The 21,828-nt window shown below is 55.7% G+C and carries 14 protein-coding genes and 1 tRNA gene; 10 read left to right on the forward strand and 5 right to left on the reverse strand.

Going from position 1 to position 21,828, the window contains the following annotated elements; all coding sequences use genetic code 11:
• The first annotated feature begins 36 nt into the window (after nt 1-36).
• Both gyrA and rcsC read left to right on the forward strand, forming a co-directional pair.
• Nucleotides 37-2,673 carry a DNA topoisomerase (ATP-hydrolyzing) subunit A gene (gene gyrA, locus NUX24_RS07750; protein ID WP_039263204.1) on the forward strand — a complete coding sequence of 879 codons (2,637 nt, stop codon included), beginning with the start codon at nt 37-39 and terminating at the stop codon, nt 2,671-2,673.
• A 135-nt stretch (nt 2,674-2,808) separates the two neighbouring features.
• Nucleotides 2,809-5,655 carry a two-component system sensor histidine kinase RcsC gene (gene rcsC / locus NUX24_RS07755; RefSeq protein WP_257830702.1) on the forward strand — a complete coding sequence of 949 codons (2,847 nt, stop codon included), beginning with the start codon at nt 2,809-2,811 and terminating at the stop codon, nt 5,653-5,655.
• A gap of 90 nt (nt 5,656-5,745) precedes the next feature.
• On the opposite strand, the gene rcsB is transcribed toward rcsC, so the two are convergent.
• Together rcsB and rcsD are read right to left on the reverse strand one after the other, a co-directional pair.
• On the reverse strand, nt 5,746-6,396 hold the full coding sequence (gene rcsB, locus NUX24_RS07760) for a response regulator transcription factor RcsB (protein ID WP_006176468.1): 651 nt from the start codon (nt 6,394-6,396) through the stop codon (nt 5,746-5,748).
• A gap of 16 nt (nt 6,397-6,412) precedes the next feature.
• Complete coding sequence (gene rcsD / locus NUX24_RS07765) at nt 6,413-9,085, reverse strand: phosphotransferase RcsD (RefSeq protein WP_058841535.1); 2,673 nt, start codon at nt 9,083-9,085, stop codon at nt 6,413-6,415.
• 743 nt (nt 9,086-9,828) lie between these two features.
• Between rcsD and NUX24_RS07770 the strand changes: the two genes are divergently transcribed.
• From NUX24_RS07770 to mgtE, 6 genes are all read left to right on the forward strand, one after another.
• Entirely contained in the window at nt 9,829-10,941 is a 1,113-nt protein-coding gene (locus NUX24_RS07770; RefSeq protein ID WP_047652546.1) for a porin OmpC, read from the forward strand.
• Nucleotides 10,942-11,055: 114 nt separating this feature from the next.
• On the forward strand, nt 11,056-12,111 hold the full coding sequence (apbE, locus tag NUX24_RS07775; RefSeq protein ID WP_257830706.1) for an FAD:protein FMN transferase ApbE: 1,056 nt from the start codon (nt 11,056-11,058) through the stop codon (nt 12,109-12,111).
• A gap of 72 nt (nt 12,112-12,183) precedes the next feature.
• A complete protein-coding gene (gene ada, locus NUX24_RS07780) occupies nt 12,184-13,242 on the forward strand; it encodes a bifunctional DNA-binding transcriptional regulator/O6-methylguanine-DNA methyltransferase Ada (protein ID WP_126329764.1) in 1,059 nt (352 codons plus the stop codon).
• A complete protein-coding gene (gene alkB / locus NUX24_RS07785; protein WP_257830708.1) occupies nt 13,242-13,898 on the forward strand; it encodes a DNA oxidative demethylase AlkB in 657 nt (218 codons plus the stop codon). Before ada ends, alkB begins: the two co-directional genes overlap by 1 nt.
• 69 nt (nt 13,899-13,967) lie before the next feature.
• On the forward strand, nt 13,968-15,611 hold the full coding sequence (locus tag NUX24_RS07790; protein ID WP_047652739.1) for a multidrug ABC transporter permease/ATP-binding protein: 1,644 nt from the start codon (nt 13,968-13,970) through the stop codon (nt 15,609-15,611).
• Nucleotides 15,612-15,759: 148 nt separating this feature from the next.
• Nucleotides 15,760-17,196: a magnesium transporter gene (mgtE, locus tag NUX24_RS07795; protein ID WP_257830711.1), complete on the forward strand. Its 1,437-nt coding sequence runs from the start codon at nt 15,760-15,762 to the stop codon at nt 17,194-17,196.
• Here the strand turns inward: mgtE and NUX24_RS07800 are convergent.
• Nucleotides 17,159-18,448, reverse strand: coding sequence for a SulP family inorganic anion transporter (locus tag NUX24_RS07800; RefSeq protein WP_257830713.1), 1,290 nt, complete (start codon nt 18,446-18,448; stop codon nt 17,159-17,161). The two genes, mgtE and NUX24_RS07800, sit on opposite strands and share 38 nt — an antisense overlap.
• Before the next feature lie 187 nt (nt 18,449-18,635).
• Here NUX24_RS07800 and mqo point away from each other — a divergent pair, with 187 nt between their 5' ends.
• Nucleotides 18,636-20,285, forward strand: coding sequence for a malate dehydrogenase (quinone) (gene mqo, locus NUX24_RS07805; RefSeq protein ID WP_023344564.1), 1,650 nt, complete (start codon nt 18,636-18,638; stop codon nt 20,283-20,285).
• A gap of 103 nt (nt 20,286-20,388) precedes the next feature.
• On the opposite strand, the gene eco is transcribed toward mqo, so the two are convergent.
• Nucleotides 20,389-20,892: a serine protease inhibitor ecotin gene (gene eco / locus NUX24_RS07810; protein WP_047652539.1), complete on the reverse strand. Its 504-nt coding sequence runs from the start codon at nt 20,890-20,892 to the stop codon at nt 20,389-20,391.
• Nucleotides 20,893-21,101: 209 nt separating this feature from the next.
• Here eco and NUX24_RS07815 point away from each other — a divergent pair, with 209 nt between their 5' ends.
• Nucleotides 21,102-21,362 (forward strand): DUF2534 family protein, encoded by a 261-nt coding sequence (locus NUX24_RS07815; RefSeq protein ID WP_008500962.1) that lies wholly within the window; start codon nt 21,102-21,104, stop codon nt 21,360-21,362.
• A gap of 319 nt (nt 21,363-21,681) precedes the next feature.
• Here NUX24_RS07815 and NUX24_RS07820 read toward each other — a convergent pair.
• Nucleotides 21,682-21,758 (reverse strand) — tRNA-Pro (locus NUX24_RS07820).
• Nucleotides 21,759-21,828 lie beyond the last annotated feature (70 nt).

Genomic DNA, 21,828 nt, shown 5'->3' on the forward strand with positions numbered 1-21,828 from the left:
TTTGAATCCGGGATACAGTAGAGGGATAGCGGTTAGATGAGCGACCTTGCGAGAGAAATTACACCGGTTAACATCGAGGAAGAGCTGAAGAGCTCCTATCTGGACTATGCGATGTCGGTCATTGTTGGCCGTGCGCTGCCGGACGTCCGCGATGGCCTTAAGCCGGTACACCGTCGCGTACTATACGCCATGAACGTATTGGGCAATGACTGGAATAAAGCCTATAAAAAATCTGCCCGCGTCGTCGGTGACGTCATCGGTAAATATCACCCGCATGGTGATACCGCCGTTTATGACACCATCGTTCGTATGGCGCAGCCATTCTCCTTGCGCTACATGCTGGTAGATGGTCAGGGTAACTTTGGTTCAGTCGACGGCGACTCCGCTGCGGCGATGCGTTATACGGAAATCCGTATGTCGAAAATCGCTCATGAGCTGATGGCCGACCTGGAAAAAGAGACCGTTGATTTCGTCGATAACTACGACGGCACCGAGCGCATCCCAGATGTGATGCCAACCAAGATCCCGAACCTGCTGGTTAACGGTTCGTCCGGTATCGCAGTCGGTATGGCAACCAACATTCCGCCGCACAATATCACCGAAGTGATCAACGGCTGCCTGGCCTATATCGACGATGAAGACATCAGCATTGAAGGGCTGATGGAACACATCCCGGGTCCGGACTTCCCAACGGCGGCGATCATCAACGGTCGTCGCGGTATTGAAGAAGCGTACCGTACCGGCCGCGGCAAGATTTACATCCGTGCCCGCGCCGAAGTGGAAGCGGACGCCAAAACCGGCCGTGAGACCATCATTGTTCACGAGATCCCGTATCAGGTGAACAAAGCCCGTCTGATTGAAAAAATCGCCGAGCTGGTAAAAGAAAAACGTGTTGAGGGCATCAGCGCGCTGCGTGACGAGTCTGACAAAGACGGTATGCGCATCGTGATTGAGATCAAACGCGACGCGGTGGGTGAGGTTGTGCTGAACAACCTGTACTCCCAGACTCAGCTTCAGGTCTCCTTCGGTATCAACATGGTTGCGCTGCACCATGGTCAGCCGAAGATCATGAACCTGAAAGAGATCCTGAGCGCGTTCGTGCGTCACCGCCGTGAAGTGGTGACCCGCCGTACCATCTTCGAACTGCGCAAAGCGCGCGACCGTGCGCACATCCTTGAAGCGCTGGCGGTTGCGCTGGCCAACATCGACCCGATCATCGAACTGATCCGTCGTGCGCCAACCCCGGCGGAAGCGAAAGCCGCCCTGATTTCCCGTCCGTGGGATCTGGGTAACGTCGCCGCGATGCTGGAACGTGCGGGGGATGACGCAGCGCGTCCTGAGTGGCTGGAACCTGAGTTCGGCGTGCGCGACGGCCAGTACTACCTGACTGAACAGCAGGCCCAGGCGATTCTGGATCTGCGTCTGCAGAAACTGACCGGCCTTGAGCACGAGAAACTGCTCGACGAATACAAAGAGCTGCTGGAACAGATTGCTGAACTGCTGCATATTCTGGGCAGTGCAGAGCGTCTGATGGAGGTGATCCGCGAAGAGCTGGAGCTGGTCCGCGATCAGTTCGGCGATGCGCGTCGCACCGAAATCACCGCGAACAGCTCTGATATCAACATTGAAGACCTGATCAACCGCGAAGACGTGGTGGTCACCCTGTCTCACCAGGGCTACGTGAAGTATCAGCCGCTGACCGACTACGAAGCACAGCGTCGTGGCGGTAAAGGTAAATCTGCGGCACGTATTAAAGAAGAAGACTTTATTGACCGCCTGCTGGTGGCGAACACCCATGACACGATCCTCTGCTTCTCCAGCCGCGGTCGTCTGTACTGGATGAAGGTCTATCAGCTGCCGGAAGCGAGCCGCGGCGCGCGTGGCCGTCCAATCGTTAACCTGCTGCCGCTGGAAGCGAATGAACGTATCACCGCTATCCTGCCGGTACGCGAGTACGAAGAGGGCGTGAACGTCTTTATGGCGACCGCCAGCGGTACCGTGAAGAAAACTGCGCTGACCGAATTCAGCCGTCCGCGTTCTGCCGGTATTATCGCCGTGAACCTGAACGAAGGCGACGAGCTGATCGGTGTGGATCTGACCTCCGGTTCTGATGAAGTGATGCTGTTCTCTGCGGCCGGTAAAGTGGTGCGCTTTAAAGAGAACGCCGTTCGTGCAATGGGCCGTACCGCGACGGGCGTTCGTGGTATCAAACTGGCTGGCGAAGACAGCGTTGTTTCTCTGATTATTCCGCGCGGTGAAGGGGCAATCCTGACCGTGACGCAGAATGGTTACGGTAAACGTACGGCGGAAGGGGAATACCCAACCAAGTCTCGCGGCACGCAGGGCGTTATCTCTATCAAAGTGACCGAGCGCAACGGTTCCGTTGTGGGCGCGGTGCAGGTAGACGATGCCGACCAGATCATGATGATCACCGATGCCGGTACGCTGGTGCGTACCCGCGTCTCTGAGATCAGCGTGGTGGGGCGTAACACCCAGGGCGTGATCCTCATCCGTACAGCGGAAGATGAAAACGTGGTGGGTCTGCAGCGCGTTGCTGAGCCGGTGGATGACGAAGAGCTCGATTCCATCGACGGTAGCGTTGCGGAAGGCGATGATGATATCGCGCCGGAAGCCGACACCGACGATGACGTAGCGGATGACGCTGACGAGTAATGTCTCCTGATGCAAAAAAGGGCCGGATTCCGGCCCTTTTCTTTTGCACAAGCAGACAAGTCAACGTTGCGACCTGGCGCGTTTACCGCTACCTTAACCACATTCTTTTGACCCCGACGGCGGAGCCTCGCCCCCTTGAAATACCTCGTCTCCTTTCGTACTACGCTGAAAGTTTCTCGCTACCTGTTTCGGGCGCTGGCGCTCTTGCTTTGGCTGCTGGTGGCCTTGTTCTCGGTGTTTTACATCGTTAACGCGCTACACCAGAAAGAAGCGGAGATTCGCCAGGAGTTTAACTTAAGCTCCGACCAGGCCCAGCGCTATATTCAGCGAACGTCTGACGTGATGAAGGAGCTGAAGTATATTGCCGAAAATCGTCTGACGGCGGAAAACGGCATCCTTGCGCTTCGCGGACGCAACGACAAAACCGAAGTCCCGGACTTCCAGCCGCTGTTCCCGGACTCCGATTGCTCCACCATGAGCAATACCTGGCGCGGGTCGCTGGAATCCCTTGCCTGGTTTATGCGCTACTGGCGCGACAATTTCTCCGCCGCCTATGACCTGAACCGCGTATTCCTGATTGGCAGTGAAAATCTCTGCATGGCTGACTTTGGCCTGCGCGACGTGCCCGTTGAGCGTGACGATGCGCTGAAAAGCCTGCATGAACGTATTGTGAAATACCGCAATGCGCCGCAGGACGAGCGCGGGAATAACATCTTCTGGGTTAGCCAGGGCCCGCGCCCGGGCGTGGGCTATTTCTACGCCCTGACGCCGGTGTATCTGGGCAATCGCCTGCAGGCGCTGCTGGGGATTGAGCAGACCATTCGTATGGAAAACTTTTTCACCCCGGGCAGCCTGCCTATGGGGGTGACCATTCTGGATGAAAACGGTCATCAGCTGATCTCACTTGCCGGGCCGGATAACCGGTTAAACGTCGAACCGCACTGGATGCAGGAACGGTCGTGGTTTGGCTATACCTCGGGTTTCCGCGAACTGGTGCTGAAGAAGAGCCTGCCGCCTTCGTCGCTGAGCATTGTCTACTCGGTGCCAGTGGACATGGTGCTTGAGCGGATACGCATTCTCATCATGAATGCCATTCTGCTGAACCTGATCGCGGGTGGGGCGCTGTTCACCCTGGCGCGCATGTATGAGCGGAAAATCTTTATTCCGGCCGAAAGCGACGCCCAGCGGCTGGAGGAACACGAGCAGTTTAACCGGAAGATTGTCGCGTCGGCGCCGGTGGGGATCTGCATTCTGCGTACCCAGGACGGAACCAACATCCTGAGTAACGAGCTGGCGCATAACTACCTGAACATGCTGACGCACGAAGACCGACAGAGGCTGACGCAAATTATCTGCGGTCAGCAGGTTAACTTTGTCGACGTGCTCACCAGCACGCACACCAACCTGCAGATCAGCTTTGTGCATTCCCGCTATCGCAATGAAAACGTGGCGATTTGCGTGCTGGTGGATGTCTCCGCGCGCGTGAAGATGGAAGAGTCGTTGCAGGAGATGGCGCAGGCCGCGGAGCAGGCCAGCCAGTCGAAATCCATGTTCCTTGCCACCGTCAGCCACGAGCTGCGTACGCCGCTGTACGGGATTATCGGTAACCTCGACCTGCTGCAGACCAAAGAGTTGCCGAAAGGGGTCGACCGGCTGGTGACGGCGATGAACAACTCTTCCAGCCTGTTGCTGAAGATCATCAGCGATATTCTCGACTTCTCTAAAATCGAGTCTGAGCAGCTGAAAATCGAACCGCGGGAGTTCTCGCCTCGCGAGGTGATGAACCATATCAGCGCCAACTATCTGCCGCTGGTGGTGCGTAAACAGCTGGGGCTCTACTGCTTTATTGAACCGGACGTGCCGCTGACGCTGCACGGCGATCCGATGCGCCTGCAGCAGGTCATTTCTAACCTGCTCAGCAACGCCATTAAATTCACCGATACCGGCTGTATCGTCTTGCATGTATGCCGGGCGGGGGATTACCTGAGCATTCGCGTGCGCGACACGGGCGTCGGCATCCCGGCGAAGGAAGTGGTCCGCCTGTTCGACCCGTTCTTCCAGGTCGGGACCGGCGTGCAGCGTAACTTCCAGGGCACCGGACTGGGGCTGGCGATTTGTGAGAAGCTCGTCAGCATGATGGACGGTGATATTTCCGTGGATACCGAGCCCGGCATGGGCAGCCAGTTCACCATCCGTATTCCGCTCTATTCGGCGCAGTATCCGGCAAAAGCGACGGTGGACGGGCTGAGCGACAAGCGCTGCTGGCTGGCGGTGCATAACGCCTCGCTGAATGATTACCTGACGGCGCTGCTTGCCCACAGCGGCGTGAGGGTGTGCCGCTATGAAGGCCAAACGCCGGACGTGGACGATGTGCTGATCGCCGACGAGATGCCGGATCAGCCGTGGCAGGGGAGAGGGTCGGTGCTCTTCTGCCGTCGCCACATCGGCATTCCTGTCGAGCGCGCGCCTGGTGAATGGGTACACAGCGTCGCAACGCCGCACGAGCTGTTGAGCCTGCTGGCGCGCATCTACAAAGTGGAGCTGGAAGAGCGCGACGGCGCGGGCGGATTGCCGTCACCGGAGTCTCTGGCGTCGGTGAATGACGATATGATGATTCTGGTGGTGGATGACCATCCGATTAACCGTCGCCTGCTGGCAGACCAGCTTGGATCGCTGGGCTACCAGTGCAAAACCGCCAATGACGGCGTGGATGCGCTGAATGTGCTGAGTAAAAATCATATTGATATCGTGCTTAGCGACGTCAACATGCCAAACATGGACGGCTACCGTCTGACGCAGCGCATCCGTCAGCTTGGCCTGACGCTGCCGGTAGTGGGCGTAACGGCGAACGCGCTGGCGGAAGAGAAACAGCGTTGTCTGGAGTCAGGCATGGACAGCTGTCTGTCGAAACCGGTGACGCTGGACGTGCTGAAGCAGACGTTGTCGATTTACGCGGATCGCGTGAGAAAAACCAGAATATAAAAAAGGCCCACAAGGGCCTTTTCGCTTTTCAACCCTCTCACCGTGGGAGAGGGACGGGGTGAGGGCCTCAGGCCGCACACCCGTCCGGGATCAATCCTTGTCCGATGCGCTCAGCGTAACGGAGGAGAGATAGTTCAGCAGGGCAATATCATTGTCCACGCCCAGCTTCATCATCGCTGATTTCTTCTGGCTGCTGATGGTTTTAATGCTGCGGTTCAGCTTCTTGGCAATCTCGGTTACCAGGAAACCTTCTGCAAACAGGCGCAGAACTTCACTCTCTTTCGGGGACAGGCGTTTGTCACCGTAGCCACCCGCGCTGATTTTTTCCAGCAGACGAGAGACGCTCTCAGGCGTGAACTTCTTGCCTTTCTGCAGCGCAGCGAGCGCTTTTGGCAGATCGGTCGGGGCGCCCTGTTTCAGCACAATCCCTTCAATGTCCAGATCCAACACCGCGCTCAGGATCGCCGGGTTGTTGTTCATGGTCAGAACAATGATCGAAATATCCGGGAAGTGACGTTTAATGTATTTGATGAGCGTGATCCCATCACCGTACTTGTCCCCAGGCATAGAGAGATCGGTAATGAGCACGTGCGCATCAAGCTTTGGGAGGTTATTGATCAGTGCTGTAGAGTCTTCAAATTCACCGACTACATTCACCCACTCGATCTGTTCAAGTGATTTGCGAATACCGAACAGTACAATCGGATGGTCATCGGCAATAATTACGTTCATATTGTTCATGTATAAGGCTACCTTGCTACAGCAAGCTTTTGACGTAGGCGTCAATGTCGCTGATGTATTTTTCAATGCCAGAGGCATCTTTCTCACGAATTAGATGTTCCAGCGTTTCACATAACTGCTTGCCGGGAACCAGATTAAGCATGGCAAACACCCCTTTAAGCCGGTGTGCTGTCTGTGCCAGCGCTGCAAAATCGTTCGCAGCGGACTCAGTATACAACCGCTTAACATCATCTGGTACTGTATCAACAAAGAGTGAATAGTATCCGCTGGCGTGAAGCTCGGCATTTTCATTGCCGCCTAACGGTGACTCCGTTATCTCTTCCTGCGCCAGCTGCTCTTCTATTAGTTGTAGTACAGCTTCCTGCATCGCATTGCTTATATTAAAGTTGACGCGCAGCTGGCCAGGGCCGATTTTCCGCACGCCTGACTCATCATCGCTTAAAAGCAAGCCGGAGGCAGTAAGATTAGACGGATTATCAGTTAAAAACAGATCAAATTCTTGACTTGCAAGTCTTTCATCCGGCGTGATGCAGGCCGCTCCCCAGTTTTCTAACTGACGAACGACAATATTGCGGATCTCGTTCGAGGTCACATCGACCATCACCACCACATCATCCAGCAGACGTTCCTCATCTTCTTCCTGCGGATTGGCCGCCATTTTCACGTGCAGAGAATAGCGGGTGCCGAGTGATTCACGGGCTTTGATATTCAGGTGGCCGCCGAGCTTACGCGCCAGCTGATCGCACAGCCAGAAGGTCAGAGCATTGGCCTTGCCGTAGCGATCGCTCTGCGTGTCATTCAGGAACGGGAAGTGCAGATTATCAATTTCGCTCGTTGTGACGCCTTCCCCGGTGTCCAGAATGCGGAACGTCAGACGGTCTTCTGCCGACTCCTCGGTGCTGACTTCAAGGGTGATCTTGCCGATCTGCGTGGTGGTTACGGCGTACTGAATAATCATCAGCAGAATGCGGCGCAGCGCTTCGCGATCGCCGTGGCGTTCGTCATTCGCAGGGAGATTGTTATTGATCAGCAGCTGCAGCCCTTTGCGTTTGATGACGGGCAGCACTTCCGGCACCACTTCATCGATCAGATCCTGAATGGAGAAGAGGGCAGGCGTTCCCTTCCAGAAATCATTCTCCAGCATGTTCGCCAGCTGGATCTCATCAACCATTCTGACCAGCGAATCTGCCTGGCAGGCAAGCTGGTGGCTTTCAGAGGTGTTTAACGCCGCTGCCTGGGTCGCCAGCGTTTTTAACGGCTGCTTGAAGGCATCGCCAATGTTCTGCATAAATGCGGCGCGCCCCTGCTGGTTTTTCTCATACAGCCTTTGCGCCTGCTTGAGCTTCTTATTGACCAGCACTTCGCGATCCTGATCGCGAATAATGAAGATTTGCGTGCGGGGAGCCACCTGGCTGCGGAACTGACGGATCTCGTACAGTTCATTGTTGATGGTGGCCTGAATCACCCCCTGGTGTTGATCCGCCATGGTGGTGATGTTCTGCAGGTTAAGATGCGGCAGCAGATGGTCGGCAATTTTGTTGCTCATCACCGTACGATTCGCCTCCTGGTCGTGAACCAAGACCCCAAGCGGAAGCACGGAAACAATCTCTTCATTCAGCGCGCGTAATACGCGCAGCTCATTGCTGGTGCCGGCCGGAACCGCAGAGGCGTCGCTCTGACGCCCCGTCTGGAAACGGAAGGTGCTATAGCCAAACAGCGCCAGCGCCAGCAGACCGATATTCAGCAGCAGAGGCAGCAGGATATTTTGCAGGGTGTCGAGCAACAGCGTGCCAAAGGGCACCTGCCACACCAGGCGCATACCGGTCGAATTCAGCGATGAGGCAATTTCGATTTTCGAGCCGTTAAAGGAGATCGATACGCTCTCTGCGGCCTCTTTGTCAGACGCCGCACGCATGTTCTGGGTGCTGCTGTCTGGCTCCAGGCGGAAGCTGTCGAGCGGCATATCCGGCGGGATTAAATCATTAATCGGTAAATCGAAGGCCACTACCGTCGCCAGATGTCCTGGCTGGTTGAACGTGGTACGCAGGGTAAAATAATGGCCGTTTTGCCAGGCCAGACGACGCAGGGAAGAGAAACTCTCACGTTCATCAAGGGCGTTCGCCTGCTGCAGCATCTCTGCCCGGCGGGAATCGACGATGCTGCCCACGGTTGTCTCTTTAAAGCCGGACGAGAGATCTTTTAACGGCAGCGTTGAGATCAGGATCATGCTGTTATCCTGACCGTTCAGATAATACATCGACCACGGTACCGTTTCGGCACCCCAGAGGGTATCCAGATAGGTAGAAATACGCTGCGTCATCTCAAGCGTCGCGCTGTCGTGAGAGCCAAAGATAAGAGCTTCGGTCTTACGCTGCGGTTTTTCGAGGTAGTAGACGTCCTGCTTCAGCCGCGTCTCCTGAAGTCCATCTCCGGACGATGAGGTCGGGGCAGCCGCGATATTGTCGTAAATCTGCCAGGTGGCGTAGCGCCAGGTGTCTATGCGCTTGTGCACGGCATGGGTGATATCAACGACCTGATAGCTCTTATCCTTCAGCCAGGCGTTAACCGCGCTTTGTACCATCACCCCCATGGTGACTAACAGCACAACGATCAAAAGAAGAAAGAAACGAGTGATGCTCCCGGGGAGAAGGGAGAATTTGCTCGGGGCGGTAGTTTCAGTCTGACTCATTGATATCTTTAACCCGTTATGGTCGTGCTCTGTGGCGATAGGGCAGTATAAAGGGTAATAATTGAATTTCCAGCGCGACTGTCCGGGAAGAGGCGACTTTTTCTCCGGACAATATCGGCGGCGGGGAGTGCAGAAAACATGTACAAACTCGCCATGCGCGTACAAATAATCAACCCACGCCGTCAATAAATAGCACGAATTAACAAGAAATTAAGTTTTGCCCCAATTTATGCACTTCGAAGGATATCCGACGAGAATTTAGTTAATAGTCGTTACAATTACGGTGCGGTAGCACAAAAAAAGAGAAGTTACGTAAAGAAAGGTAAAAAAAAACCGAATGCGGAGCATCCGGTTCAATTAGGGATAAACAGACATTCAAAACTGAATGACGGTAATAAATAAAGTTAATGATGATAGCGAGTATTATTTTAGAGATTAGCTGCGATCTTGTTTTGTCATTCAGTGCTGTAACGAATTTTATTGTAACTTGCTGATATTTATAGGGTGATTTTTCTGTTTGATTATAAGTGCTAATTTTCTAAGCTATTTGTGCTTTGTAAAAGTTCCTTGATATTTACATTTTGAAACATGTTGATAGATAAATGAAACATCTTCAAAGTTTTCGTATCATATTCGCATTGGATTATTCTGTAATTTTGAGGAGAATGAAATTGCCGACTGGTTAATGAGGGTTAACCAGTAAGCAGTGGCAATTATAAGGCATATAACAGAGGGTTAATAAAATGAAAGTTAAAGTACTGTCCCTCCTGGTACCAGCACTCCTGGTGGCAGGCGCAGCAAATGCGGCCGAAATTTATAACAAAGATGGCAACAAATTAGATCTGTACGGCAAAGTCGATGGTCTGCACTATTTCTCTGACGACAAGGGTGCCGACGGCGACCAGACCTACATGCGTCTTGGCTTCAAAGGCGAAACTCAGGTTAACGATCAGCTGACCGGTTACGGCCAGTGGGAATACCAGATCCAGGGCAACACCTCAGAAAGCGAAAACGATGCCTGGACGCGTGTGGCGTTCGCGGGTCTGAAATTCGCTGACGCGGGTTCTTTCGATTACGGTCGTAACTACGGCGTAATCTACGACGTAACCTCCTGGACCGACGTTCTGCCAGAATTTGGCGGCGATACCTACGGCGCAGACAACTTCCTGCAGTCCCGTGCTAACGGCGTGGCGACCTACCGTAACCAGGACTTCTTCGGTCTGGTGGATGGTCTGAACTTTGCCCTGCAGTATCAGGGTAAAAACGGCAGCGTAAGCGGTGAAAACGTCGGTGGCCGTAGCCTGCTGAAACAGAACGGCGACGGCTACGGTGCATCCGTGACCTATAACCTGGGTGAAGGTTTCAGCGTAGGTGGTGCGATGTCCTCCTCCAAACGTACCGCCGATCAGAACGGCGCAAGCGTTTACGGTCATGGCGACAACGCAGAAGTCTACTCTGGTGGCCTGAAATACGATGCCAACAACATCTATCTGGCAGCGCAGTACTCTCAGACCTACAACGCAACCCGTTTCGGTACCTCTAACGGCAGCAGCCCGACTACCGCTTACGGCTTCGCTAACAAAGCGCAGAACTTCGAAGTGGTTGCTCAGTACCAGTTCGACTTCGGCCTGCGTCCATCCGTGGCTTACCTGCAGTCTAAAGGGAAAGACATCGAAGGTTACGGCGATCAGGATCTGCTGAAATATGTTGATGTGGGTGCGACTTACTACTTCAACAAAAACATGTCCACCTACGTGGATTACAAAATCAACCTGGTTGATGAAAATGAATTCACCCGTCAGGCGGGTATCGGTACTGACGATATCGTCGCGCTGGGCCTGGTTTACCAGTTCTAATCGCTTCACCGTGTGACGTAAGGGGCCTGATGGCCCCTTTTTTGTGCCTCCCGGATTCTCACAACTCACCCGTTTTGGTGTACTCTTGCCGCCCTGGCATGAGGATAATAATGAATGGACATGACTTTTTTACGCGCCAGCTTTCTGGCTATGCTTTTTTTCCTGACCGCGTGTAACGATCCCACACCCGTGGCGAAAACCGACGCACCCGCCGCGACGGTGCTCGAAGGCAAAACGATGGGCACCTTCTGGCGCGTCAGCGTGATGAACCTCGATAAAACACGTACAGATGAGCTTCGCGGCAAAATCCAGGCACAGCTGGACGCCGACGATCAGCTGCTCTCAACCTATAAAAATGACTCGGCGCTGATGCGCTTTAACCTCTCCACCAGCACCTCCCTGTGGCCGGTGAGCGAGGCGATGGCCGATATCGTGACCGAATCCATACGCGTGGGTTACAAAACCAACGGGGCGATGGATGTGACCGTCGGCCCTCTGGTGAACCTCTGGGGATTTGGCCCGAATAAACAGCCGGTGAAGACGCCCGAACAGGCTGCCATTGATGACGCCCGCGCCCGGACGGGGCTGCAGCATCTGACGGTGATCAATCAGTACGGGCAACAGTACCTGCAAAAAGATATCCCCGATCTGTTTGTCGATCTGTCGACGGTAGGGGAAGGCTATGCGGCGGATCATCTTGCTGCACTGATGGCGCAGGAAGGCATTTCACGTTATCTGGTCTCGGTGGGCGGCGCGTTGGTCAGCCGGGGCATGAACGCCAGCGATAAGCCGTGGCGCGTAGCGATTCAAAAGCCGACCGATCGGCAAAATGCCGTGCAGGCGATAGTGGATATCAACGGACATGGCATCAGTACTTCCGGAAGCTACCGTAACTATTACGAGCTTGACGGGAAGCGTATTTCGCACGTGATTGATCCGCAGACCGGGCGTCCTATCACGCATAACCTGGTCTCGGTGACGGTCATCGCCCCCACCGCGCTGGAAGCGGATGCCTGGGATACCGGATTAATGGTTCTTGGCCCGGAAAAAGCCAAAGAGGTGGTCCGTCAGGAAGGGCTGGCGGTTTATATGATCGTTAAAGAGGGCGACGGGTTTAAAACCTGGAGCTCGCCGCAGTTCAACAGTTTCCTGGTCAGCGACAAAAATTAAAAAGCAAGGTTGCGGGTTTTTTATCACTGGCGCTCAGGCACGCTCTATGTATGCTTACATGAGGAGCCGATAATGAGAAACCCGACCTTTACTACCGATGAGGATCGCTGGCAGGCCGTGCTGGCCCGCGATCCGCGCGCTGACGAGCGGTTTGTCTTCGCCGTGCAGACCACGGGGATTTTCTGCCGCCCGTCATGCCGCGCCCGCCACGCGCTGCGTAAAAACGTCCGCTTTTATCCCGATGCCCACCACGCCGTTCAGGCAGGATTTCGCCCGTGCAAGCGCTGCATGCCGGACAAACGCGATCCGCAGGCGCAGAAGCTGGCAAAAGTGGAACACGCCTGCCGGCTTCTGGAGCAGGATCCTGCGTTAACCCTGGAGAGGCTGGCGCAGCAGGTCGCCATGAGTCCTTTCCATTTTCACCGTCTGTTTAAGTCCGTGACCGGCATGACGCCAAAAGCCTGGCAGCAGGCGGCGCGAGGCCAGCGCCTGCGCAACGCGCTTGCGCAGGGAGACAAAATTACCGACGCCGTGTTGGCGGCGGGGTTTCCCGACAGCAGCAGCTATTATCGTAAAGCCAACGACGCGTTGGGCATGACGGCGAAGCAGTACCGCAAAGGGGATGTGGCCGTGCGATATGCCATTAGCGACTCTTCGTTAGGACGCTGTCTGGTGGCAGAAAGCGAGCGGGGGATCTGCGCGATCCTGTTGGGTGACAGCGATGAAAAATTAGCCGAAGAGCTTGCCGCGCAATTTCCAAAAGCAGAGCTTGCGCCGCTGGAAGAGGGTTTCGCGCGTCGGGTCCAGCAGGTGATTGTCAGTATTGATAACCGCGACGTACCGCTTGCGCTGCCGCTGGATATTCGCGGAACCGCGTTCCAGCAGCGCGTCTGGCAGGCTCTTCGCAACATTCCCTGCGGCGAAACGGCAAGTTACCGGCAGGTGGCGCAGGCGATTGGCCAGCCCAGTGCGGTACGCGCCGTTGCCGGAGCCTGTGCGGCAAACACGCTGGCGATTGTGATCCCCTGTCATCGCGTGGTTCGTAACGACGGCGCGCTGTCGGGTTACCGTTGGGGGACGGCGCGAAAAGCGCTATTACTGAAACGTGAGGCGAAACGCCAGGAGGGATAATGCTCGATCTTTTTGCGGATGCTGAACCCTGGCAGGAGCCGCTTGCGCCGGGGGCGGTGATCCTGCGCCGCTTTGCGCTCTCCCGTGCGGCGGCGCTGCTGGCCGGTATTGACGAGGTGACGGCGGTTTCGCCGTTTCGCCATATGGTGACGCCGGGCGGCTACACCATGTCGGTGGCCATGGCCAACTGCGGGGAGCTGGGCTGGGCGACGAACGAGCGGGGCTATCTGTATGCCCCGAACGATCCCGCGACCGGCAAGCCGTGGCCACCGATGCCCGCGGTCTTTCAGGCTCTATGTCACGAGGCCGCCGTGGCAGCGAAGTATCCTGATTTCCGGCCGGATGCCTGCCTGATCAACCGCTACGCCGTCGGTGCGAAGCTCTCGCTGCATCAGGACAAGGATGAACCCGATCTGCGCGCGCCTATCGTCTCGGTATCGTTAGGTCTGCCCGCCGTCTTCCAGTTTGGGGGATTACGTCGCAACGACCCGCTCAAGCGCATCATGCTGGAACATGGCGATGTGGTGGTGTGGGGCAGGGAGTCGCGGCTTTACTATCACGGCATTCAGCCGCTGAAGCCCGGGGTTCACCCGCTCACGGGCGAGTACCGTTTCAACCTGACCTTCCGTCAGGCGGGGCACAGTAAACTAAAATAAGAATTATTCTTGATGTACACGCAGGGCAGTTTACACTGCTGGCTGATTTTTATTGTCCGGATTGCCTGCATGCAACTACTTCTCCTCGTCTGGCGTCAGTATCGCTGGCCCTTCATCGCAGTAATGGCGTTAAGCCTTGCCAGCGCCGCGCTGGGTATTGGCCTGATCGCGTTTATTAACGTGCGGTTGATTGAAATGACCGACACTTCGCTCTCCGTTCTGCCGGAGTTTCTCGGCCTGCTGCTCCTTTTGATGGCGGTGACGCTCGGTTCCCAGCTTGCGCTGACCGCGCTCGGACACCATTTCGTTTTCCGTTTGCGCAGTGAGTTTATCAAGCGGATCCTCGATACCCAGGTTGAGCGCGTTGAGCAGCTCGGCAGTGCATCCCTGCTGGCGGGGCTGACCAGCGACGTGCGCGCCATTACCATCGCTTTCGTGCGTCTGCCGGAACTTGTGCAGGGGATCATTCTGACCTTTGGCTCGGCGGCCTATCTCGCCTGGCTCTCCAGCAAAATGCTGGCGGTGACCGCCCTGTGGATTGCGATCACCATCTGGGGCGGCTTTATGCTGGTGTCGCGCGTCTATAAACACATGGCGGTGCTGCGCGAGACCGAAGATAAGCTTTATAACGATTACCAGACGGTGCTGGAAGGGCGCAAAGAGCTCACCCTGAATCGCGAGCGCGCCGAGCATATCTTTAATCATCTCTATATCCCGGACGCGCGCGAATACCGTCATCACATCATTCGCGCCGATACCTTCCACCTGAGCGCGGTTAACTGGTCAAACATTATGATGCTGGGGGCGATTGGCCTGGTATTCTGGATGGCGAACAGCCTGGGCTGGGCGGACACCAACGTAGCGGCAACCTACTCGCTGACGCTGCTGTTTTTGCGTACGCCGCTGCTCTCGGCGGTCGGTGCGCTGCCCACCCTGCTGAGTGCGCAGGTGGCATTTAATAAGCTCAAAAAATTCGATCTCGCGCCGTTTAAAGCTGAATTCCCGCGCCCGCAGGCCTTCCCGAACTGGCAGACGCTGGAGCTGCGTAACGTCACGTTCCGCTATCAGGACAGCGCCTTCTCCGTGGGGCCGGTCAACCTGACGATCCGCCGCGGTGAACTGCTGTTCCTCATCGGCGGCAACGGCAGCGGTAAATCTACGCTGGCGATGTTGTTGACCGGGCTCTATCAGCCGCAGTCGGGCGAGATTTTGCTGGATGGTACGGCGCTGAGCGCGGAGAAACCCGAGGATTACCGCAAGCTTTTCTCGGCGGTGTTCACCGACGTCTGGCTGTTCGATCGGCTGCTGGGGCCGGAAGGGCAACAGGCCAATCCTGCGCTGGTGGAAAAATGGTTGGCGCAGCTGCAGATGTCGCACAAGCTGGAGTTACAGGACGGGAAGATCCTCAATCTGAAGCTTTCCAAAGGGCAGAAAAAGCGCGTGGCGCTGCTGCTGGCGCTCGCGGAAGAGCGTGACATCATCCTGCTGGACGAGTGGGCTGCGGATCAGGATCCGCATTTCCGCCGCGAGTTTTATCAGGTGCTGCTGCCGCTGATGCAGGAGATGGGCAAAACCATTTTCGCCATCAGCCACGACGATCACTACTTCATTCATGCTGACCGCCTGCTGGAGATGCGCGACGGCAAGCTGAGTGAGCTGACCGGTGAAGAGCGCGATGCGGCCTCGCGTGACGCGGTGGCGCGCACGGCCTGATGCCCTCACCCTGACCCTCTCCCACAGGGAGAGGGGATAGATCGTGGCCGTAATGCCGTTTTTTTCTCCATCCCGCCCCGTTGTTTATTCTTATTTACATATCCCCGCGCTATGCTTAACCCCAACTCATTTAATGGATTTATGATTGATGTCGGTATTAAAGAAAAACAGCGCCAGGCAGCGTGACCAGGAGCGCGCGCGACTCATCTGGCTTCTCACGACCGATAAAGCGGTCACTTCTACGCTATTAGGCAAACTCACCCTGGCTGAGCAATATGATGTCGGCACTCTGGCCGACGATATTGCTGAGGTAGGTGCGCTGGTTGCTCATTTACCCCCGCCGGATCTGGCGGATACCCTTGAAGCGCTTCCCTCTGAAGAACGTCACGCCCTGTGGCGTCTGGTGCAGGATCATGAGCGCGGGCAGGTGCTGCTTGAGGCCTCTGAGAACGTCTGGGACGACCTGATCGACGAGATGAGCGACCGGGATATTCTCGACGCTCTGCAAACCCTGGATATCGACGAGCAGATTTACCTCGTTCAGCACCTGCCGCGAAACCTGACCGGTCGCCTGCTGGCTTCCTTGCCTGCCGATGAACGCGCGCGTGTGCGTCAGGTGATGCACTACGAAAAGAACAGCGTCGGCGCGATCATGGAGTTCGGCGTTATCACGGTGCGACCGGACGTGACGCTTGGCACCGTGCAGCGCTACCTGCGTCGCCTGGGCAAGATGCCGGACAACACCGATAAACTGTTTGTCACCTCCCGGGATAAAACCCTGCTTGGCGAACTGGAGCTGAAAACTATCCTGCTCAACAGCACCCAGCGGAAGGTGAGCGAGGTGATGGAAAACGAGCCGATGGTCTTCTCCCCTGAAGACGACGCGGAGAAAGCGGCGCGTACCTTCGAGCGTGACGACCTGGTGAGTGCCGCCGTCGTGGACTCCGTCGGCAAACTGATGGGGCGTCTGACCATCGATGAGATCGTTGACGTCGTTTATGAAGAGACCGATAACGACCTGCGTGCGCTCGGGGGGATCAGCGCGGAAGATGACGTCCATGCCTCCGTGGGCAAGGCGGTGAAAACGCGCTGGGCGTGGCTGGCCATTAACCTCTGTACCGCGTTTATCGCCTCCCGGGTGATTGACGGTTTTGAACACACCATTTCACAGCTGGTGGCGCTGGCCTCGCTGATGCCGATTGTCGCAGGGATTGGCGGCAACACCGGAAACCAGACTATAACCATGATCGTTCGCGCCCTTGCGCTGGAAAATATTCAGCCCGGTAACTTTACGTGGCTGATTTTCAGAGAGATGGGCGTCGCGCTCATCAACGGCCTGGTGTGGGGCGGGATTATGGGCGGCATCACCTGGTGGCTGTACGACGATATGGCCCTGGGCGGCGTGATGATGCTGGCGATGGTGCTGAACCTGCTGGTAGCGTCGATAATGGGCGTCATTATCCCTCTGACGATGACCAAACTGGGGCGCGACCCCGCGGTGGGGTCGAGCGTGATGATCACCGCCATCACCGATACCGGCGGTTTCTTTATTTTTCTTGGGCTGGCGACGGTTTTTCTGCTTTAAGCCGACGCTTAATGCGGGCGGGGAGGAGTGCCATGACGATAATCCCGCCCAGCACGCCAATCGCCAGATTGCCGGTGGATACCGTGGCGGCAACCGTGACCAGCATCACGACCGTTTCTGCTATCGGGGCCGTTTTCACCGTGTCTGGCTGAAGGCTGTGCCAGCTGAAGGTTTTGACGGCGACAATCGCCATAATACCCGCCAGCACCGCCATCGGGATTTTGGCCATCACGTCGCTGAGCGCCGTCACCAGAATCAGTAGCACAATGCCCGCCGCAAAGGTTGAAATGCGGCTTCGACCTTTCCCCATCTCCACGTTGACGATGGTTTGTCCGATCATCGCGCAGCCTGCAATCCCGCCATAAAATCCGGCCAGAATATTGCCGACGCCTAATCCAATGCTTTCGCGGCGTTTACCTGACGGTGTCGAGGTCAGCTCATCCACCAGCTTTGCCGTCAGCAGGGATTCCAGCAGGCCGACAAACGCGATGCTCAGCGCGCACGGCCAGATAATGCTCAGCGTCTGCACATTGAGCGGAACCAACAGCTCGGTAAGACCCGGCAAACCGCCGCTCATGGAGCCTTCATCGCCCACGGTCGGCAGGATTTGGCCGGTTGAAACGGTGAACAAGGTTAACAGCACAATCGCAATCAGCGGGGAAGGGATGCTTTTGATATAGCGCGGCACCCACAGCACGATCAGCAGCGTCAGCACGAACAGGCCCACAATCAGCGGGCTTCGGCTCCAGAAATGCGGCACCTGAGCGAAGAAGATCAAAATGCCCAGGGCGTTAACAAACCCGGTCATGACCGACTGGGGAATAAAGCGCATCAGCCTTGCCATGCCCAGTACGCCAAACAGAATCTGAATTACGCCCGCCATCAGCACGGCGGGAAGAATGTACTGTACGCCGTGCTGATGCACCATCGGGCCAATGACCAGCGCCACGGAGCCGGCCGCTGCCGTGACCATCGCCGGGCGACCACCGAGTACAGAAAGGGCAAGACACAGCACCACGGAGGCGATCAGGCTGACCTTCGGGTCAACGCCCGCCACCACCGAAAATGAGATGACCTCGGGGATCAGCGCCAGGGCGGTGATCACCCCTGCCAGCGTTTCACGCGTCAGCTGTTTTGGGGAACGCAGCACGTTGGCTACGCGGTCTTCGGGGGATACAGCAGAATGGGGTAGGGACATAACAGTTCGCTGGTTAGGGCAGGCTTCCGTGCGCGCGGTCACAAAACGCCACATACTAGCCAGTAAAACCGCGCTTTACCAGACGCATCGCTAATTCCTCACAAACAATCCATCATTAAATTTCACAATTACAATAATTTCGTAACCTTTAAACAATATTTAAAAGTTGTTACCGTGCCCCCGCAGCTTTTTTCACCTGCAATTTCCACGCATCAAGCACTTTTACACTAAGGCATAAATTATGAAAAAAATGACTGCCATGCTCTTTTCTCTGGCCGTGGGGCTTAACACCGTCTCCATGGCGGCGAAAGCTGACGCACCAAAAGAGCAGGAAACGGACGTCCTTTTAATTGGTGGCGGTATCATGAGCGCCACGCTGGGAACCTATCTGCAAGAACTGCAGCCGGACTGGTCTATGACCATGGTCGAGCGCCTTGATGGCGTCGCGCAGGAGAGTTCGAACGGCTGGAATAACGCCGGTACCGGCCATTCGGCACTCATGGAACTGAACTATACGCCGCAGAAAAAGGACGGTTCCATTAGTATCGAGAAGGCGGTCGAGATCAACGAAGCATTCCAGGTTTCTCGCCAGTTCTGGTCTCACCAGGTCAACAGCGGCGTGCTGCACGATCCGCACTCGTTTATCAACACCGTGCCGCACATGAGCTTTGTGTGGGGTGAGCAGAACGTTAACTTCCTGCGCGCGCGCTACGCCGCTCTGCAGCAGAGCACGCTGTTCCGCGGGATGAAATACTCTGAAGACCACGCGCAGATTAAAGAGTGGGCTCCGCTGGTCATGGAAGGTCGTGACCCGAACCAGAAAGTGGCGGCGACCCGTACCGAAATTGGTACCGACGTTAACTACGGTGAAATTACCCGTCAGCTGGTGACGTCTCTGAAGAAAAAAGAGAACTTCAACCTGCAGCTCAGCACCGAAGTGCGCGGTTTCAAGCGCAACGCGGATAATAGCTGGAGCGTGACCGTTGCCGATCTGAAAAACAACGAAGCCGAGCACGTCATCAAGGCGAAGTTTGTCTTTATCGGTGCCGGCGGCGCGGCGCTTAAGCTGCTGCAGGAGTCCGGTATTCCGGAAGCTGATGACTACGCGGGCTTCCCGGTGGGCGGCCAGTTCCTGGTGTCCGATAACCCGGAAGTGGTGAATCGTCATCTGGCAAAAGTGTACGGTCAGGCTTCCGTTGGCGCACCGCCGATGTCTGTTCCACACATCGACACCCGTATGCTTGACGGCAAACGCGTGGTGCTGTTTGGACCGTTCGCAACCTTCTCCACCAAGTTCCTGAAAAATGGCTCCCTGTGGGATCTGCTCAGCGCCACGACCACCTCTAACGTCAAGCCGATGATGGACGTGGGTCTGGATAACTTCGACCTGGTGAAATACCTGATTAGCCAGGTGATGCTCTCTGACGACGACCGTTTCGAGGCGCTGAAAGAGTACTATCCGCAGGCGAAGAAAGAAGACTGGCGTCTGTGGCAGGCGGGTCAGCGCGTTCAGATCATCAAGCGCGATCCGAAAGAGGGTGGCGTGCTGCGTCTGGGTACTGAAGTGGTAAGCGATAAGGATGGCACCATCGCCGCGCTGCTGGGTGCGTCACCGGGTGCGTCGACCGCTGCGCCAATCATGCTGCACCTGATGGAAAAAGTGTTTAAAGATAAAGTCGCCAGCCCGGAATGGCAGGCGAAGCTGAAAACCATTATTCCATCCTACGGCACGAAGCTAAACGGCAACGTGAGCGCGACGGAGCAGGAGCTGGAATACACCAGCCGCGTACTGCAGCTGCAATATATCAAGCCACAGGCTGCGGACGCTGCGCCAAAAGCGGAGCTGAAGCCTCAGCCGGAAAACAAACCGGTTGCGGATATCGCGCTGTAAGGTAAAAGCAAAACGGCAACATACGTTGCCGTTTTTGGTATTTTCCCCCTCTCCCGGTGGGAGAGGGTTGGGGTGATGGCACCAGAGCGCACCCGACCTGGTTTTAACGTGCTACAGCTTGTCCGACAGTCTCATCAGCCTTCCAGATGCGATACTTCACTTCCACGTTTTCAGGCGTATACACCACGATCGGCAGCTTGCTGTTGTAGCGCAGCAGACTGTTGTCGCCCAGATACGCCGTCACAAATTTCTTCTCTTTTTTGCCGTCCGGGCAGGCCATCATGGTGGAAACCGGAGAGGTCACTTTGTCAAAGACGTAATAGTCGTAACCCCAGCCTTCCAGGGTTTTACTTTCCAGCTGACCGCCCAGACGGTGCTGGTTGCAGTCCACTTCCAGCGTCTTGCCAATTAACAGTTCCACTTTGAAGTTCGCTTCATCCTGCTGAACCGGCAGCTGAATCACCTGACGCTTCATCCCTTTGTCCGCTTTCGGATACGGGGCAACTTTTTCCAGCGGCTGCTCTTTAGGTGTTTCGCTGGCGAAAGCGCTGCTGCTGACGCACGCGGCGGCGATGAGGGCGATGGCAAATTTAGGTGCGTTTTTCATTGTCATTCCTTTATGTCAAAACGATCCTGCGCAGGTTAACATAACAACGATGAATGACCGGTGTTATTTACTTACTTTTTCACTATTGATAGCGTTATGCGCTTTTTATTTTCCTGTTTAGTGGTTTTTTATGCTGATGTGGAGTCGGGTGCCAGTTCGTGTTATTTTAGACCCTATATATTGTTATGCATCTGTGAAAGGAAAGAGAGATGGTTCGTGCAAAACTGAAAACGCCTGAAGGCCGCAAATTCCTCCTGGCGCTGCTGGTTGTGTTTATGATTGCCGCCGCGTGCGTGGGGCGGGCCACCATTGTTGGCGTCATCGAACAGTACAACATTCCTCTCTCTGCCTGGACAACCAGCATGTATGTCCTGCAGTCGGCAATGATCTTCGTTTACAGCCTGGTGTTCACCGTTCTGCTGGCAATCCCGCTGGGCATTTTCTTCCTGGGTGGACGTGAGAAGCACTAAGCCTTCACCTCAGATAATGAAGCCAGCCTGCGGGTTGGCTTTTTTTATGTCAGATGATTTTCTTCGGCCTTCATGAGCCGAAAACGCCCGTCGAACATAAACGCACGAACCCTATCAAAAAAGAGAACCTAAAGCGTCTCGGGAAAGGCTGCTGGTGGGTCATTGGCCTGGGGGCAGGGGCAATATGGGATACGTGTGGCGCGGAATATACGTTTTATGCCGGAGCGGTGATTTGTCTGGCTACGCTTGTGTATCTGCGCAAAACGCTGGACGAAGCGAAATAAAAAACCAGCCATCAGGCTGGTTTTCAATGTATTTTTGGTCGGCACGAGAGGATTTGAACCTCCGACCCCCGACACCCCATGACGGTGCGCTACCAGGCTGCGCTACGTGCCGACGCATAAAAAGAATACTACTCGATTCCGTTTTGAATGCAAGGGAATCCGTCGCTAACTGGTTTATTATT

Source organism: Enterobacter sp. HG048, assembly GCF_024702055.1.
GTDB classification, from domain to species: Bacteria; Pseudomonadota; Gammaproteobacteria; order Enterobacterales; family Enterobacteriaceae; genus Enterobacter; species Enterobacter dykesii.

Bases quoted from the DNA above. Each gene is read 5' to 3' on its own strand.
- gyrA (WP_039263204.1), top strand. From the start codon at position 37: ATGAGCGACCTTGCGAGAGAAATTACACCGGTTAACATCGAGGAAGAG.
- rcsB (WP_006176468.1), bottom strand. From the start codon at position 6,396: ATGAACAATATGAACGTAATTATTGCCGATGACCATCCGATTGTACTG.
- rcsD (WP_058841535.1), bottom strand. From the start codon at position 9,085: ATGAGTCAGACTGAAACTACCGCCCCGAGCAAATTCTCCCTTCTCCCC.
- NUX24_RS07770 (WP_047652546.1), top strand. From the start codon at position 9,829: ATGAAAGTTAAAGTACTGTCCCTCCTGGTACCAGCACTCCTGGTGGCA.
- apbE (WP_257830706.1), top strand. From the start codon at position 11,056: ATGGACATGACTTTTTTACGCGCCAGCTTTCTGGCTATGCTTTTTTTC.
- ada (WP_126329764.1), top strand. From the start codon at position 12,184: ATGAGAAACCCGACCTTTACTACCGATGAGGATCGCTGGCAGGCCGTG.
- alkB (WP_257830708.1), top strand. From the start codon at position 13,242: ATGCTCGATCTTTTTGCGGATGCTGAACCCTGGCAGGAGCCGCTTGCG.
- NUX24_RS07790 (WP_047652739.1), top strand. From the start codon at position 13,968: ATGCAACTACTTCTCCTCGTCTGGCGTCAGTATCGCTGGCCCTTCATC.
- mgtE (WP_257830711.1), top strand. From the start codon at position 15,760: ATGTCGGTATTAAAGAAAAACAGCGCCAGGCAGCGTGACCAGGAGCGC.
- NUX24_RS07800 (WP_257830713.1), bottom strand. From the start codon at position 18,448: ATGTGGCGTTTTGTGACCGCGCGCACGGAAGCCTGCCCTAACCAGCGA.
- mqo (WP_023344564.1), top strand. From the start codon at position 18,636: ATGAAAAAAATGACTGCCATGCTCTTTTCTCTGGCCGTGGGGCTTAAC.
- eco (WP_047652539.1), bottom strand. From the start codon at position 20,892: ATGAAAAACGCACCTAAATTTGCCATCGCCCTCATCGCCGCCGCGTGC.
- NUX24_RS07815 (WP_008500962.1), top strand. From the start codon at position 21,102: ATGGTTCGTGCAAAACTGAAAACGCCTGAAGGCCGCAAATTCCTCCTG.